Raw genomic sequence first — 14881 nt, 5'->3', positions numbered from 1 at the left:
CTGGGGAGGGTTGAGGCTGTGGCTCACCGTGCCCGTGTGCCGCGCGGTAGTCTCGCTGTCCCACACTGACGAGACTCCGCACAGAACGTGTGTCACCTCCACAGCACCCAGCCCGGCTAGACGACTGTCCACCTAGCGGCGAAGGAGCAAAGTCCGACCCGTGGGTAGAACAGGTGTGAAAGAGTACCAGCAGAAACAGCTGTTGGAACGCGTCAATCGGGAGGGTGCGACCGTCGGCGCGGACATCCCCGACCGCATCGCCGTCCAGGGGGAGGAGGTGAACCTCCGGGAGTTCGTCTTCGAGATCAAGCGCCGCGACACCATCCCGCCGGGCGAGCGCGACCGGGTCGAGCGCGCGAAGAAGAACCTCCGCCGCGAGCGACTCCAGCGCGTCCAGCAGATCGAGCGCAACGAGGTCAGCTACGAGGAAGGGGCGGAACTCGTCGAGAGCGTCATCGGCATCGACCGGGCGCTGAACGCGCTCGAACAGCTTCGTCCGGCGGACCTCGAACGCGAGGCGAAGGCCCAGCACGCGGCCGACCAGAAGCGGTGGATGAAGTTCCTCAAGCAGGCGCTGGGGCGCGAAGACGCCAACAAGCCCAACCGCCGATGAGCCGGAACGACGAAGTCGCGAGCCTGTTCGAGGAGTTCGCCGACCTCCTGGAGGCCCAAGACGTCGCCTACAAACCCAACTCGTACCGCCGGGCGGCCGAGAACATCAGCGAGTACCCACAGCCCATCGAGGAGGTCGCCGCGGAAGGCGCGGAGGCGCTGGAAGAGATCGACGGCGTCGGCGACGCCATCTCCTCGAAGATACTCGAGTACTTCGAGACGGGCGAAATCGAGGAGTTGGAGAAAGCCCGCGCGGCCCTCCCGGTCGACATGGCCGGCCTCACCCGCGTCGAGGGCGTGGGACCGAAGACCGTCGGCACGTTGTACGAGGAGTTAGGAGTCGAGACGCTCGACGACCTCGAATCCGCGGCCCGGGAGGGAAAGATACAGGAGGTGAAGGGCTTCGGGAAGAAGACCGAGGAGAACATCCTCGAGAACATCCCGTTCGCCCGGGAGTCCCGAGAACGGTCGCTCCTGGGAGACGCTCGCCCCGTCGCGGACGACCTGCTGGAGTACCTCCGAGGACGCGACTCGGTCGTCGAGGCGGATGTAGCCGGGTCCATCCGGCGGTGGCGCGAGACGGTCGGGGACATCGACGTGCTGGTCGCCGCCGAAGAGCCAGAACCCGTCGTCGCGGCGTTCACCGACTGGGGCGGCGTGACGGGCGTCATCGAGTCGGGGACGAAGAAGGCGGCAATCCGCTCGGACGGCGAGCGGGTCGACCTCCGCGTCGTCGTCCCCGACGAGTACGGCGCGGCGCTGCAGTACTTCACCGGGAGCAAAGAGCACAACGTCACCCTTCGGAACCGGGCCATCGCCCGCGACCTGAAGATGAACGAGTACGGCGTCTTCGACGTCTCAGAGGTGGATGACCCCGACGCCGGCCAGCGCGTCGGCGAGCGGGTTGCGGGAAAGACCGAAGAGGAGATGTACGAGGTGCTGGACCTCGCGTGGATGCCGCCCGAACTCAGAGAGGACACCGGCGAGGTTGACGCGGCGGCCCGCGGGGAATTGCCGGACCTCGTGACCACCGACGGAGTCAGGGGTGACCTCCACACCCACACGGACTGGTCGGACGGACGCGCCACCCTCGAAGAGATGCTCGCGGGGGCCACGGAGCGAGGCTACGACTACCACGCCGTCACCGACCACGCCACCGGGCCGGGAATGGTCGGTGGCGTCGGCCTCTCGGACGAAGAACTCGAAGAACAGGCGTCGGTCGTCGCCGACGTCGCCGACGGTTTCGAAATCGAAGTGTTCCACGGCGTCGAGGCGAACATCGACGCCGACGGCGGCCTCTCGGTCGGCGAGGGACTCCTCGACGAACTGGACGTCGTGGTCGCCTCGCCGCACGCCGCGCTCGACCAGGGGCGCGAGGAGGCGACCGCACGGCTCGTCGAGGCAGTCGAACACCCGGCGGTCGATATCCTCGGGCACCCGACGGGCCGGCTGTTGAACCGCCGCAAGGGGATGGAACTGGACTACGAGCGCATCGCCGAGGCGGCAGCCAGCGCGGGAACGGCGCTGGAGGTGAACGCCAATCCTCACCGATTGGACCTCTCCGGCGCGGGCGTCCGCGCGGCGGTCGACGCCGGGGCGCCGGTCGTCGTGAACACCGACGCGCACTCGGTGGGTGAGTTCGACTACGTCCGGTACGGCGTCCACACCGCGCGGCGCGGGTGGGCCGAGGCGAGCGACGTGCTCAACACGTGGGGCGTGGACGAGGTTCGAGCGTTCCTCGACGACTGAATCGATACCGATGGCTCGACGGCTCCTCCTCGACGTGATGCTCGGCAAACTGGCGCGCTACCTCCGGATGTGTGGGTACGACGCGGCGTACGCGCTCGACCACGGCGTCGAGGCCGACGACGACGTCCTGGCGCTCGCCCGCGACGAGGACCGGCAACTCGTCACACGGGACCGACAGTTGGCAGAACGTGCGCCGGGGGGAGTCCACGTCGGCAGCCGGGAAATCGAGGACCAGCTTCGCGAACTGCGACGGGAGGGGTTCGAACTCACGCTCTCCGACCGACCGACGCGGTGTGGGCGGTGCAACGGCCGGGTGGAACCAGTCGACGCGGGAGAGGCAGTCCCCGACTACGCCCCGGACCCCGCCGACACGCCGTGTCACCGGTGTCGTGACTGCGGGCAGGTGTTCTGGAAGGGGAGCCACTGGGACGACGTCCGAGAGCGACTCGCGCGGCTGTGAGTTCGAGAGTCGTTCAACGGTGTTTCAGTTCGACTCGCCTCGCGTGGAACGGCACCGTATCGACGTTCTGGACGGCGTGGGGTCCTCGGGGCGGATGCGGCGTCGCGCTCGACCTGGAGACGGAGTACCTTGCGGAGTCGGTATCGAAGAGAAACGGAGGTGAACGCGAACTTAGTGGCGAGAACGGTCGTGACTGTGTATCTCGTGAGACCGCTCAGCGCGGCGTCCACTCGTCGCAGGCGTCCATGTCGTCCATCAGGTCGTCGTGGAGGCCGCAGTAGGGTCGGATGCCCTCGCCCGTCCGGACGTAATCGAAGTGCTGACAGCTCCCGCAGTACTGGTCGCCGACCTGGCGAGGGGTCGGTTCGTCGCCCGGGTTGGGGACGAACTCGGTGCCGTCGTCGCCGCTCCCGTCGAGCGGCGAACGGATGTCGGAGGAGGCCGCCCCACCGTCGGAGGCCGGCGTCGACGACAGCGAGGCCGACTGTGGCTCGGAGGACGACTGCGACGACTGCGGTGTCTGTTTCGGCGAGAACATCGCCGAACTCCACGAGGTACCGTCGCCGGTTCCCTCGGGCCCCGTCTGGGTCTCGACGCCGCCGTCAGGCTGGGAGCCGAAGAGGCCGACGCTGCCCGCGCCGGGCTGTGGCACCTCGACGACCTTCGTCTCGCCCTGGCGGGTGACCTCCATCTTCACCGTCCCGCCGGGTGCGTTCCGCGTCTTGAAGTTGGCGATGCCGACGAAGAGCCACCAGAACGTCGTGATCGCGCCGAAGAAGTAGATGCCGACAGTCGGTAAGGTGAGGTCCATCAGTCCGGCCCCGCAGTTCGACCCGGACCACTGGCAGGGGTACGCGTGCCAGAACATGCCGACGCCGAGGACGGCGATGGTGGCCCCGACGAGCGCGGCCATCCGCGTGCGTCTGGCGGAGGGGAGGATCGTCAGGACGCCGAGGAACACCGCGGGAACCCCGATGCCGCCGAGGACGCCACCGACGTGACGGCTGTTCGTGATGCCTTCGACCGTCGCCGTCGTGTAGAGGAGGTCCGTCGCCGCGACGAGGATCCCGCTCAGCACGAGGAGTGCACCGACGAGGAAGAGGCCAACGCCTGCGTACAGCCGCCGGAGGTCCGGGCGGTGTGTGCCCGACCGTCCCTCCCCGGTGTACACCTCCGAGAGACTGGTCATACGCCCGAATACAGCGGCCGTGCACAAAACGCTACGTCAGACATCCGCAAGACGCCGTGGACGTGCGGCTCCGTGCAGGTCGCGTCGGGCCGTCGTCCGGTCGTGTCGGGAACGTGATCCGGGCGGACCGGGCGGGGCGGACGGGGAGACCGAACGGGGCAGGGCGGGAAGGGAAGGGTTTACTGTCGGTGATTGCCAAGCGACGCGCATGGCAGACGACGAAGACGCAGAGGAAGAGGAGGCGCCTGCCGTCGAACTGGGCGAGCGCGAACCCGTCGAGGGGCAGCCGCTCGCACGAGTCGCGTCCCGACTGACCTGGCCGCACGAGAAGAGCCGCGTCATCGAGAAGGAAGGCGGGAGCGTCATCCGAACGCCCGACGGTCCCCAGTCGCTCGCGGACGTCCTCGCGGACGTCGACGTCACGTACTTCGACACGCGGCAGTCCTTCGTGACGGCCGTCACGGCGGCGGCCGGGGACGCCCCTGTTCAGACCGAGTGAGGGCGTGACGCGACTCGAACGGTTCTCTCTCGCTCGACTCGACCGACTCTCGTGGGTCCAGCGGACGCTCCTCGTCGGACTGGTCCTCTCCGTGCTCTGGAGCGCCTGGCAGATACCGCACGGAAACCTCACGATGCGCGCCCTCCGGGATACCGTCGTCTTCATCGCGTTCCCGGCGGCGCTCGCCATCACGCACGGCCGACACCTCGGCTGGCGCGTCGACCGCCGCGCGGTGCGGAACGCCGTCCTCATCGCGCTGTTCGTCCTCCCCTTTTACCTCGTGGGCTCGTCGCTTCCGAGCATCCGCGCGTACTACCCGATGTGGGAGACGTCGACGGCGCTCTCTGCGTTCCTCCCCCACGCGCTCCAGCAGTTCGTGGTGGTCGTCGCCGCCGAGACGTACTACCGCGGCCTCCTCTGTGTCGGCGTCCGAGACGAACTGGGCTTCAAGAGCGTCTTCATCTCGCCGGTCGTGTACGCGCTCCACCACGTCGGGAAGCCACCCATCGAACTGCTGCTTTCGGGACCGACGGACGTCCTCTTCGGTGCCGTCGACTACGACGCTAACTCGATTCTCCCGTCCATCGTCGCCCACGGGCTGGGACTCGCGCTCCTCGACTGGCTCGTCCTCCACCCGCCGCTTTTCCCCCCCGAACAGGTCCTCGAGTGGCTGTCGTTCCTCCCGATTCCGCTGTGAGCCCCTCGGCCATGCCTCTCCGCTGCGTTTCGACGGTGGTGTATTGCGCTCGAATCGCACTACCGTGCCTTTTCGTCCGTCGCTGTCGAAGAGATGAGCGATGACACTCCCAATCGATCCGTCCGTCCTCACGAGCGAGGACATCGGCGAGCACCACGCGACGCTCCACATGGAGCACGAGGAAGCCATCGAGCACGTCCGCGACGCGTTCAAGCAGGCGGGCTTCGGGACGGCCGTCGAGTTCTCCCTCTCCGATTTGCTCCACGAGAAGATCGGTGCCGACCGCGACCCCTACTACGTCCTCGGTGCGTGCAACCCCGAGGTCGCAGACAGAGCCCTCGACGCGACCGACAACAGACTCGGCGGACTGGTCCCGTGCAACGTCGTCGTCTGGCAGGTCGAACCCGGCGTTCAGGAGGTCTACCACGTGAGTATCATGCGCATCGCTCGGCTGGTGGGGATGGCGCCCGACGACGAGGAGATGGCCGACATCGTCGCCGCCACCGGCGAGATGGTCGAGGAGGCGTGGGGGAACCTCGACACGGCCGTCGAAACCGAAGCCGACGACTGAGCCGACGCGTCCGGCCTACGCGAAGCGTTCGTCGTCCCCGGCGTCGGTGGCGGCACTCTCCCCGGTAGCGTTCTCGTCCGCGCCGTCGGCATCGAGTTCGGACTCCAACTCCTCGACACGCGCTTCGAGGTCGGCGACGCGGTCGCCTTTGAGATACCGCCACCCGAGGAAGGCGGCGACCACCGGAACCCCGAACAGCGCGACGAGGAGCAGGAGGATAACGAGCAGTTCCGGCCCGCCGGGAACGCCGGGGAACAGTGGGACCATATCCGAGAATCCGGCCCGGGGAGTAATCGGCTTTTGGTTCCGCGTCGGTCGCCGGGAGGGCAAACGAGGGGTTACTCCCCGACCGAGAAGTCGGTCAGCGTCGCCTGCAGGCCGGAGACCATCGTCGACTTCCGCCGGAGTCGCTGGAGCGAGACGGGGAGGTACGGCGACACCGACCGCACCGCGTCGTCGAGCGTCTCCGCGTCACCCCCCTCGTCGAATGCGTTGCGGACGCTCTCTCGCACCTGCCAGACCCCACACGGCCCCCAGTAGTCGTCGGAGACGTGTCTGAGGACGAGCGCCTTCGCCTGTCGGCCGCGCGATTCGAGGTGTTCGAGGACGCCCAGTCGGGAGGCGTGGTACGCGCCTGCGGTCTCTTCGACGTAGCCGGTCCGCCCCTCGTGTCCCTCGCGGTCCGCGGCCAGCCAGACGCCGGCCTCGGGGTCGGGGTTCCAGACGCTCCCCGGCGCTTTCATCTCGACGAGTTCGAACTCCCACTGTCCGGGGACGAGCACGACCCAGAAGGCGTTCCCGAGGAACTCGTTTCGGTACACCTCGACCGAGTCGACGGACGGAGCGTCGCGGATTCGACCGCGGAGATACTGCCCCAGCGTGTCGTCGACGGCGGTGATGGACCACCGCGTCGGGACCAGTTTTCGGTTCCGGGCCTGTCCGAGCGCGCCCGCCGAGAGGATGGTGTTGATGTCGTAGACGTCGAACCCTCGTCGGTAGAGGTAGGTCATCGCCCCCTGCGCGTTCCAGTCGTCGTCCTCCAGCGTCTTCTCGACGGGGCGAGGGACGTGTGGGTTCTCCCCCAACTGTGCGGAGCGGGCCCGTGCGCGCGGACCGGTCGGTGTGGCGATGTCCTCGCGGCCGGGTTCGAGGTCGAGGTCGGGCGTCCCGTCCAGGCCGATCTCGACGGTGACGGGGCGGTCCGCGATGGCGACCTCCCGCTGGACGCCGAGGAAGCCGTCCCACGCGTCGTGGACGGACTCGACTTTGGTGGATTGGTTCGAGTTGAGAAGCGAGGTCCGACGCTCGAACACGTCGGAGATGGAGACGCCCTCGTCGTACCACTGGCCCGAGGTTTCGAACGTCGCGGCGTCCTCGTCGTGGCCGACGGGCGAGAGGATGCCCGTCGAGACCCGCGGGTAGTTGGCGCGTCCGACGAAGATGGAGGGTGAGACACCCCCGTACAGCGAGTCGCCCTGAACGACCTCGTCGAACCGGTCCTGGAACGTCTCGAGGTGGTCGAGGATGGCGTAGGACTTCTCCTCGACGAGGCGGCGGCGCTCGGCGCGCTCGTTCTCCTCGATGTCGAGATACTCGTCGAGACGCATTCGGTCGTGCTAGGGTCGGTTCGATGATAAGGGTTGTCGGCCGTGGCGCTGTTTCCGGTGGAGACGGCCACGGGCGACCGCCCACTCGCTCACCCGCGCGCCCGCTCCAGAATCGCGTCGCGGGCCCGCTTCGCACACCCCTTGTCGTTCCAGCCGAAGTGGAGCGTGCGCTCGTTGACCGGGTCGGAGAGGAGTCCTCCGGCGTCGGGAGCGACGCCGGCCAGTTCGAGTTGGAGGTAGCCGATCGTAATCCCGCCGTCGAAGTCGACACCGGTGATCTCGTCGACGGGAACCGTCGTGTCGTCGAACGACGAGCGTGCGGGCCGGTCGATGACTACCCGCTCTTCGTACACCGCGAGCGTCCCGTCCTGGAACTCGCAGACGACGACTGCCTCGGCGTGACGGTCCTCGTCGACGGCGTCGGCAGTCCCTCGTGAGTCGGCCTCGTCACGGTCCCCACGCCAGGGGAAGTCTATCATCGTTCTCGTGTACCGCGCGAGACGGCAAGAAGCGTCGGGTCCAGGGTCGAGGTCGCTTCCGGTCCGTCGACCGGCCGCTCAGTTGTGGATGCCCATCGCCTCGATCTGTTCTTGGTACCGGTTCCGAATCGTGACCTCGGTGACCTGCGCGACGTCGGCGACCTCCCGCTGGGTCTTCTTCTCGTTACAGAGGAGCGAGGCGGCGTAGATGGCCGCCGCCGCGAATCCGGTGGGGGATTTCCCCGAGAGCAGTCCCTTCTCGGCCGTCGTCTCGATGATCTCCTCGGCCTTCGACTGGACCTCCTTCGGGAGGTCGAGTTCCGAGCAGAAGCGCGGGACGTACCGTTTCGGGTCGACCGGCTTCATCTCCAGCCCGAGTTCCTGCGAGATGTACCGATACGTCCGCCCGATCTCCTTGCGCTCGACGCGGGAGACCTCGGCGATCTCTTCGAGCGACCGCGGGATGCCCTCCTTGCGGCAGGCGGCGTAGAGCGCACTGGTGGCGACGCCCTCGATGCTCCGCCCCCGGATGAGGTCCTCGCTGAGCGCACGTCGATAGATCACCGAAGCGACCTCGCGTACCGAACGCGGAACGCCCAGCGCGGAGGCCATCCGGTCGATCTCCGAGAGGGCGAACTGGAGGTTGCGCTCGCCCGCGTCCTTCGTCCGAATGCGTTCCTGCCACTTTCGAAGGCGGTGCATCTGCGAGCGTTTCTTCGAGGAGATCGACCGGCCGTAGGCGTCCTTGTCCTTCCAGTCGATGGTCGTCGTCAGGCCCTTGTCGTGCATCGTCTGGGTCGTCGGGGCACCGACCCGCGACTTCTGCTGGCGCTCGGAGTGGTTGAACGCCCGCCACTCCGGCCCGGGATCGATCTGCTCCTCCTCGATGATGAGTCCCGTCGGTTCGTGGATGAGTTCGCCGTCTCCCGTCCGGATGATCTCCTCGGAATCCACCTCGTCGAGGTCTATCGTCTCCGTGTCCTCGTCCTCCTCGTCCGCGTCCACGTTCCATCGACGCCGGTCGCCATCGCGCTCGCGTTGACGGGTGGGCCGTGTCATCACATTTTTCACTACCATTCCCACTGACACTTAAGCGTGCGGGCCCGTGTGGGTATGGATGACACAGGAACCCGGATCGAGGGGAGGGCGAACGCTCTTAATACGTGCTCGCCGAAGCGGGAACGATGCCAAGCGTTGCGTGCGACCCGGAGGAGGCACGGCGACGGCTCGAAGCGGCCGGCGTCGACGTCGAACCCGGGAACACCGAGTACGAGCGGTGGCGGGCGTCGCACGAGGGAGCCGTCGCCGTCGCCTACGACGACAAGGTGGTGGTGCAGGGGGCGACGCCCGTCGACCTCCTCGCCCACCTGCGTGAGAGTGGCGGCCGCGCACACGTCTACTTCGACGGCGCGTGTCGGGGGAACCCGGGACCCGCCGCGGTGGGCTACGCCATCGTCACGTCGGATGGCGTCGTCGCCGAAGGGAACGAACGCATCGGGCGGTCGACCAACAACCGTGCGGAGTACGAGGCGCTCGTCCGCGCGCTGGAAGTCGCCCGCGACCACGGCTTCGACGAGGTGGACGTCCGCGGCGACTCCGAACTCGTCGTCAAGCAGGTCCGCGGCGAGTGGAACACGAACGACCCCGACCTCAGAGAGCGGCGCGTCACCGCGCTCGAACTCCTCTCGGGGTTCGACCGCTGGTCGCTCGAACACGTTCCGCGGGAGATAAACGACCGCGCCGACTCCCTAGCGAACGAGGCCCTCGACGATGGCTGACGACCTGCCCGACGAACTACCGGCGGACCTGCTCGACGACGCCGAACGGCTGACTCGACTCGCACGCGACGTACCGAACCCCGACGAGGCGGCGGCTCACCGGAACCGACGGGACGAACTCCTGGCCGAACACGGCTACACCGCCCGATACCGTGAGGACGACGACACGCTCGTGTTGAACCCGTCGGACTGGTTCGAAGACGGCGTCGCCCGCACGGACCGTATCGACGACCTCTCCCGAGCGGTCGAGGTTCCCCTCTCGGACGCGGGCGCGGACGACGACTGGCGCGAGGTCGAAGCGGAGAACGCCGCGCTCGTCGAACGGGTGAGCGAGGAGCACGGAGCCGTCCACGCGGCGAACGCGCGCGCCTTCGCCGATTTCCTCGGCAACCACTACACCCGGCGAATCGAGGCGGCCTCGGGGAGAGAGGTACGGGAGTTCCTCACCGAGTACTACCCACGTAACGCCTGGCCGACGGCGGAACAAAAAGCGGTGGTCGAGGAGTCGTTACGACTCCTGTTCGATGCGGCCGGCCGTGACCGACCGAGTTACAGGTGACCGTCGACGAGTTCGCGGACCTCGTCCGCGCGCTCCTCGCTGGTGACGAACTTCGACAGCATCCAGTTGAAGCGGTCGAGGACGGTCTGGTGGCCGTCGTCGGTGAGTTCGTACTGATTCGTCCGCTTGTCCAGTTCGCTCTTGTTCACGAGCCCCATCTCGACGAGGTCGTCGAGGTTCGGGTAGAGTCGCCCGTGATTGACTTCTGTGCCGTAGTAGTCTTCGAGGTGTCGCTTGATCGCGAGTCCGTACATCGGTTCCTCAGCGAGGATAACGAGGATGTTCTGTTGGAACGCGGTGAGGTCCCGCGCCATGCCAGACTCGGTGCCCAGTGATTGTGCCTCTGACATACCTCTGGACATGTCACCCGACTACTTAACACTTCGTATACCATTATTTATTTCGGTATCTACAGTATTAAAATATCATATTTAGAGATAGAATTTATCCGTTTAAGTCCCCTGAACCGGTCGTTTCCGCGAGGTAGTGATTGAGTGTATCACTCGTGATCGGATCGCACATCCACTCGTGAGGCCGCGCGCTGCAATAAATGACCGCCTGCCGTCCGTCGGAGGGTCCGCTCGGAGATACCGACGGATTTTTGCGCCACTCAGCGGACGGACACGTATGGTCAACCTCTGGGAAGACATGGAGACCGGTCCGGACGCGCCGGACGTCGTCTACGCCGTCGTGGAGTGTCTGAAGGGAGAGCGAAACAAGTACGAGTACGACAAGGACGTGCCCGGCGTCGTCCTCGACCGGGTCCTCCACTCGAACGTCCACTACCCCTCCGACTACGGTTTCATGCCGCGGACCTACTACGACGACGGCGACCCGTTCGACGTGCTCGTCCTCGTCGAGGACCAGACGTTCCCCGGTTGCGTCATCGAGGCTCGACCCGTCGCCCTGATGGGGATGGACGACGACGGCGAGAAGGACGACAAGGTCATCGCCGTTCCCACCGAGGACCCCCGCTACGACCACGTCACCGACGTCGACGACCTGACCGCACAGACGAAAGCCGAGATCTCGGAGTTCTTCGAGACGTACAAGAACCTCGAAGAGGGCAAAGAGGTCGAGACGCTGGGCTGGGAGGACGCGCAGGCCGCGAAGGAGGCCATCGAGCACGCGATGGACCTCTACGAAGAGAACTTCGCGTAACCTCCTCGAACGACCGGTCGAACGGGCTTTTTGCCGCTGTTCTCGGACGGACGAGGCGTGTCCTCCCTCCGACCGTCGCGGCCGGAGGAAGCCGTCGAACGACCGACGGCGACGGCCCGCGGGGTCCTCGACGAGCGCTGTGGGCAGAACCCGTATGTGTCTCGGTTATACCGGGTTGCCGGCCAATAAATTATGCGCATGGGTAATTTTTTGCGGGGAGAGGACGTAGCCGATGGTGAGATGAGTTCGAGACGACCCCGCGTCGGCATCGACCACCGGACCGTCGTGCCCGCCCCGGCACTCGACGAGGACGACCGGTCGGCCGCCGACACCGACGAGACGTAAACCGCCGCGTTGTACTTCCCGTGCGCAGGAGGGCAACCCCTTTTAGCACCACGCTATTAGGCGTGGGTAATGGCGAAGTGTGACGCGTGCGGCAAGCACGAGAACTTGCCGTACCAGTGTCGGCGCTGTGGACGCACGTTCTGCGGGGAACACCGCCTCCCGGAGAACCACGACTGTCCCGGCCTGAACGACTGGGACGACCCCTCCGGCGTCTTCGAGAGCGACTTCGACGACTCGGTCGAAAAGCGTGGGAGTCGTTCGAAGGGCGTCCTCGACCGGGTGACGTCGACCGGCGGGCCGCTCGGGTACTTCCGCGGGAACATGAGCTACCTGTTCCTCGGTCTGATGTGGGTCACCTTCGCGTTGCAGCTCCTCTTTCAGTTACTCGGTCTGAGCCCCGCTCTCTACCGCACCGTGTTCGTTCTCAGCCCTGGGAACATCGAGTACGTGTGGACCTGGGTGACCTCTATCTTCGCACACGGCGGCTTCACCCACATCGCGTTCAACAGCATCGCGCTGTACTTCTTCGGCCCCGTCGTCGAGCGCTACCTCAACACCAGGCGGTTCACGGCGCTCTTTTTCGGCGCGGGCGTCCTGGCGGGCCTCGCACAGGTCGGGACGACGCTCCTGACGGAGGGCGCGGCGGGTCCCGGCGTCGTCGGCGCCTCGGGCGCCATCATGGGCGTTCTCGGCGTCCTCACCGTGTTGAACCCGAACCTGAAGGTGTACCTCTACTTCATCATCCCCATGCCGCTGTGGGTGCTCACCTTCGGCTTCGCGGCGTTCAGCCTCTGGGCCGGGTTCGGTGCCGCGAACGGCGTCGGCGCGCTCGGCGGCAACGTCGCCCACTTCGCTCACCTCGTCGGCCTCCTCGTGGGATTGGCCTACGGCGGCCGGGTCAAGGGACGGGTCGGCGTCCCCAAGTCGCTGCAGTTCGGCGGCGGCGGCGGTGGGGGAGCGGGAGGACCGGGTCGCGGTCGGTTCTGAACCATGGAGCCGCGCTACCCCCAGTACCTCCCCGACCCCACCGCGACGCGCGAGGAGATGGAGGCCCTCCAGCGCCGGGTCGCCGAGGCGGCCACCTTCGACGACGCGTTCACGTTCGACCCGACCCGCGTCGGGCGCGGTGACGACGAACAGACGACGCTCGGGGGCGAGCGGGGGGGACCCTCTGGACCGGACGCCCCAGTCGTCGCCGGCGTCGACCAGGCGTTCCTCGACGACGCGGCCGTCAGCGCCGTCGTCTGCCTCCAGGGTGGTGAGGTCGTCGAACGCGCACACGCCGTCTCTGAGCTGTCGATTCCGTACATCCCTGGATTGCTCTCGTTCCGCGAGGGCGGCCCCATCGTCGACGCGCTCGAACGGGTGCAGACGAACCCGGACCTGCTCGTCTTCGACGGGAGCGGCCGGATTCACTACCGACAGGCCGGCCTCGCGACGCACATGGGCGTCGTCTTCGACCGCCCGAGCGTGGGCGTCGCGAAGTCGCTGCTCTGTGGTCGCCCCCGCGAGTCGGTCGACGGCCGACCAGAGGGGTGGCGCACGCCGATTCTCGCCGACAGCGACGTCGACGTGCCCGACGGCCGCGTCATCGGCTACGCCGTCCAGTCGAGACAGTACGAGTCGTCTCGGAAGATCAATCCGCTCTACGTCAGCCCCGGCCACCGGGTCTCGGCCGAGACCGCCGCCGACCTCGTGCTCCGCTGCTGTGACGGGTACAAACTCCCCGAACCCACGCGCCTCGCAGACCAGTACGCGGCCGAGGTGAAAGCCGAGTACACCTGAACAGCCCTGCAGAACCTCCGCAATCGGTGGCACTTAACCGTCCGCGTTCCGACGTACCGGCGTGCACCCCAAGACGGTCCTCATCACCGGTTGTTCGTCAGGAATCGGCCGCGCGACGGCGCTCGCCTTCCTCGACGAGGAGTGGGAGGTGTACGCCACCGCCCGCAACCCCGCCGACATCGAGACGCTGGGCGACCGCGGCTGCGACATCTCCACGCTCGACGTCACCGACCCCGAGGACGTCGAGCGCGTCGTCTCCCGCATCGTCGACGAGCACGGCCGCATCGACTGCCTCGTCAACAACGCGGGCTACGCGCAGTTCGGTCCCATCGAGGACGTGCCCACCGACAAGGTCCACGAGCAGTTCGACGCCAACGTCTACGGCCCCCACCGACTGACTCGCGCCGTCCTCCCCCACATGCGCGAGCAGGAGTCGGGGACCATCGTCAACGTCTCCAGCGTCGCCGGGCGACTCTCCTTCCCCGGCGGCGGCGTCTACTGCGCCTCGAAGTTCGCGCTCGAAGCCATGAGCGACGCGCTCCGCGTCGAAGTCGAGGACAAGGGAATCGACGTCGTCCTCATCGAACCCGGCCCGGTCGACACCCAGTTCAACCAGCGGGCCGCGGAGGAGGCCGACGAGGAAGAAATCGAGCGCTCCGAGGCGTACGCGCCGTTCTACAAGGCGTTCGACGACGCGCAGGCTGTCGGCGAGGGCGGGTTCTGGGAGGAACCGCCCGAACGGGTCGCAGAGGACATCGTCAACGCCGCGTCGGCGACGAAGCCCGCGGCGCGCTACCCCGTCGGGACCGTCGCGTCGATTGCCGTCCTGGGCCGGTTCGTCCCCGATTCGCTCAGAGACAGCGCGTTCGGTCTCCTGCGAAAGCTCTCCTGAGGGCCGGGCGGGTTGCTTGCGACGGCGACGGCACTCACGGAGCGTCGCCGAGACGCACCGGTCAGCCGCGAGAGCGCCTCACAGTCACACCCGCACGTCCGGGTCGAGCAGCGAGGCTACTCGCGCTCCGTCCGGGCGTCGTTCAGCGAATCGACGACACCGTAGGCGCCGAATCCGACACCCACGACGGTTCCGAACAGGAACCACGCGTTCTGTGTCTGCTGATACTGCAGCAGCGCGAAGACGGTGATGAGCGCACCGCCGACGAGCGGATACCACGGGGAGCGGAGAAAGCCCCTCGTGAACGCCGCGAGGGTCATCAAGACAGCGATGGAGGTGAAGAACGCCAGTTCGAGACGACCAACTGGCTGCCCTCGAACCACGGCCAGGAGGGCGATGATCGCGAGCGTGAGGAGTCCGAGCAGTCCACCGGTGTCGGGGCGGCGAAGCGTGAACATCGTGTCCGATCGGTAACACCGTGTGTGACGGTCACACGTC

19 protein-coding genes are annotated in these 14881 nt (G+C 67.0%); 12 read left to right on the top strand and 7 right to left on the bottom strand.

The features are described 5' to 3' along the window. Positions 1-175: 175 nt before the first annotated feature. Genes C2R22_RS04515 through C2R22_RS04505 form a run of 3 tightly spaced genes read left to right on the top strand, consistent with a single transcriptional unit; the run spans position 176 to position 2821 of the window. Positions 176-613 carry a DUF5788 family protein gene (locus C2R22_RS04515; protein ID WP_103424701.1) on the top strand — a complete coding sequence of 146 codons (438 nt, stop codon included), beginning with the start codon at positions 176-178 and terminating at the stop codon, positions 611-613. After that, a complete protein-coding gene (gene polX / locus C2R22_RS04510) occupies positions 610-2361 on the top strand; it encodes a DNA polymerase/3'-5' exonuclease PolX (protein ID WP_103424700.1) in 1752 nt (583 codons plus the stop codon). The genes C2R22_RS04515 and polX overlap by 4 nt, the downstream gene beginning before the upstream one ends. Positions 2362-2371: 10 nt before the next feature. Further along, a complete protein-coding gene (locus C2R22_RS04505; protein ID WP_103424699.1) occupies positions 2372-2821 on the top strand; it encodes a Mut7-C RNAse domain-containing protein in 450 nt (149 codons plus the stop codon). A gap of 214 nt (positions 2822-3035) precedes the next feature. On the opposite strand, the gene C2R22_RS04500 is transcribed toward C2R22_RS04505, so the two are convergent. Then, positions 3036-4010, bottom strand: coding sequence for a DUF7139 domain-containing protein (locus tag C2R22_RS04500; RefSeq protein ID WP_103424698.1), 975 nt, complete (start codon positions 4008-4010; stop codon positions 3036-3038). A gap of 208 nt (positions 4011-4218) precedes the next feature. Here C2R22_RS04500 and C2R22_RS04495 point away from each other — a divergent pair, with 208 nt between their 5' ends. From C2R22_RS04495 to C2R22_RS04485, 3 genes are all read left to right on the top strand, one after another. Continuing rightward, positions 4219-4509, top strand: a complete 291-nt coding sequence (locus C2R22_RS04495) for a DUF5789 family protein (protein ID WP_103424697.1) — start codon at positions 4219-4221, stop codon at positions 4507-4509. A 4-nt stretch (positions 4510-4513) separates the two neighbouring features. Continuing rightward, entirely contained in the window at positions 4514-5206 is a 693-nt protein-coding gene (locus C2R22_RS04490; RefSeq protein WP_103424696.1) for a CPBP family glutamic-type intramembrane protease, read from the top strand. A 100-nt stretch (positions 5207-5306) separates the two neighbouring features. Continuing rightward, positions 5307-5777, top strand: coding sequence for a DUF302 domain-containing protein (locus C2R22_RS04485; protein ID WP_103424695.1), 471 nt, complete (start codon positions 5307-5309; stop codon positions 5775-5777). A 15-nt stretch (positions 5778-5792) separates the two neighbouring features. Here C2R22_RS04485 and C2R22_RS26855 read toward each other — a convergent pair whose 3' ends face one another. The 4 genes from C2R22_RS26855 to C2R22_RS04465 all read right to left on the bottom strand — a co-directional run bounded on the left by C2R22_RS26855 (position 5793) and on the right by C2R22_RS04465 (position 8922). Then, complete coding sequence (locus C2R22_RS26855; protein WP_103424694.1) at positions 5793-6044, bottom strand: preprotein translocase subunit TatA; 252 nt, start codon at positions 6042-6044, stop codon at positions 5793-5795. A 71-nt stretch (positions 6045-6115) separates the two neighbouring features. Continuing rightward, the gene (gene nreA / locus C2R22_RS04475) at positions 6116-7384 is read right to left on the bottom strand and encodes a DNA repair protein NreA (RefSeq protein WP_103424693.1); all 1269 of its coding nucleotides are present in this window, start codon (positions 7382-7384) and stop codon (positions 6116-6118) included. 89 nt (positions 7385-7473) lie between these two features. Further along, positions 7474-7863 carry a hypothetical protein gene (locus C2R22_RS04470; RefSeq protein WP_103424692.1) on the bottom strand — a complete coding sequence of 130 codons (390 nt, stop codon included), beginning with the start codon at positions 7861-7863 and terminating at the stop codon, positions 7474-7476. Positions 7864-7941: 78 nt separating this feature from the next. After that, positions 7942-8922 (bottom strand): transcription initiation factor IIB, encoded by a 981-nt coding sequence (locus C2R22_RS04465; protein ID WP_103424691.1) that lies wholly within the window; start codon positions 8920-8922, stop codon positions 7942-7944. 125 nt (positions 8923-9047) lie between these two features. Here C2R22_RS04465 and rnhA point away from each other — a divergent pair, with 125 nt between their 5' ends. Further along, positions 9048-9641, top strand: coding sequence for a ribonuclease HI (gene rnhA / locus C2R22_RS04460; RefSeq protein WP_103424690.1), 594 nt, complete (start codon positions 9048-9050; stop codon positions 9639-9641). Positions 9642-9645: 4 nt separating this feature from the next. Then, positions 9646-10200: a DUF7108 family protein gene (locus C2R22_RS04455; protein WP_103427566.1), complete on the top strand. Its 555-nt coding sequence runs from the start codon at positions 9646-9648 to the stop codon at positions 10198-10200. Here the strand turns inward: C2R22_RS04455 and C2R22_RS04450 are convergent. Continuing rightward, positions 10191-10550: a PadR family transcriptional regulator gene (locus C2R22_RS04450; protein ID WP_103424689.1), complete on the bottom strand. Its 360-nt coding sequence runs from the start codon at positions 10548-10550 to the stop codon at positions 10191-10193. The genes C2R22_RS04455 and C2R22_RS04450 overlap by 10 nt on opposite strands. Before the next feature lie 277 nt (positions 10551-10827). Between C2R22_RS04450 and C2R22_RS04445 the strand changes: the two genes are divergently transcribed. The 4 genes from C2R22_RS04445 (at position 10828) to C2R22_RS04430 (ending at position 14383) form a co-directional block, all read left to right on the top strand. After that, the gene (locus tag C2R22_RS04445) at positions 10828-11361 is read left to right on the top strand and encodes an inorganic diphosphatase (RefSeq protein ID WP_103424688.1); all 534 of its coding nucleotides are present in this window, start codon (positions 10828-10830) and stop codon (positions 11359-11361) included. 414 nt (positions 11362-11775) lie between these two features. Continuing rightward, on the top strand, positions 11776-12693 hold the full coding sequence (locus C2R22_RS04440) for a rhomboid family intramembrane serine protease (protein WP_103424687.1): 918 nt from the start codon (positions 11776-11778) through the stop codon (positions 12691-12693). Positions 12694-12696: 3 nt separating this feature from the next. Further along, entirely contained in the window at positions 12697-13491 is a 795-nt protein-coding gene (locus C2R22_RS04435; RefSeq protein ID WP_103424686.1) for an endonuclease V, read from the top strand. A gap of 61 nt (positions 13492-13552) precedes the next feature. Then, positions 13553-14383, top strand: a complete 831-nt coding sequence (locus C2R22_RS04430) for an SDR family oxidoreductase (RefSeq protein ID WP_103424685.1) — start codon at positions 13553-13555, stop codon at positions 14381-14383. Between the two features lie 116 nt (positions 14384-14499). Here C2R22_RS04430 and C2R22_RS04425 read toward each other — a convergent pair whose 3' ends face one another. After that, positions 14500-14841 carry a hypothetical protein gene (locus C2R22_RS04425; RefSeq protein WP_103424684.1) on the bottom strand — a complete coding sequence of 114 codons (342 nt, stop codon included), beginning with the start codon at positions 14839-14841 and terminating at the stop codon, positions 14500-14502. Between the last annotated feature and the right edge of the window lie 40 nt (positions 14842-14881).

Source organism: Salinigranum rubrum, assembly GCF_002906575.1.
Classification (GTDB): Archaea; Halobacteriota; Halobacteria; order Halobacteriales; family Haloferacaceae; genus Salinigranum; species Salinigranum rubrum.
The sequence above is the reverse complement of the archived record's forward strand: the minus strand, read 5'-3'. Positions and strand labels throughout refer to the sequence as shown.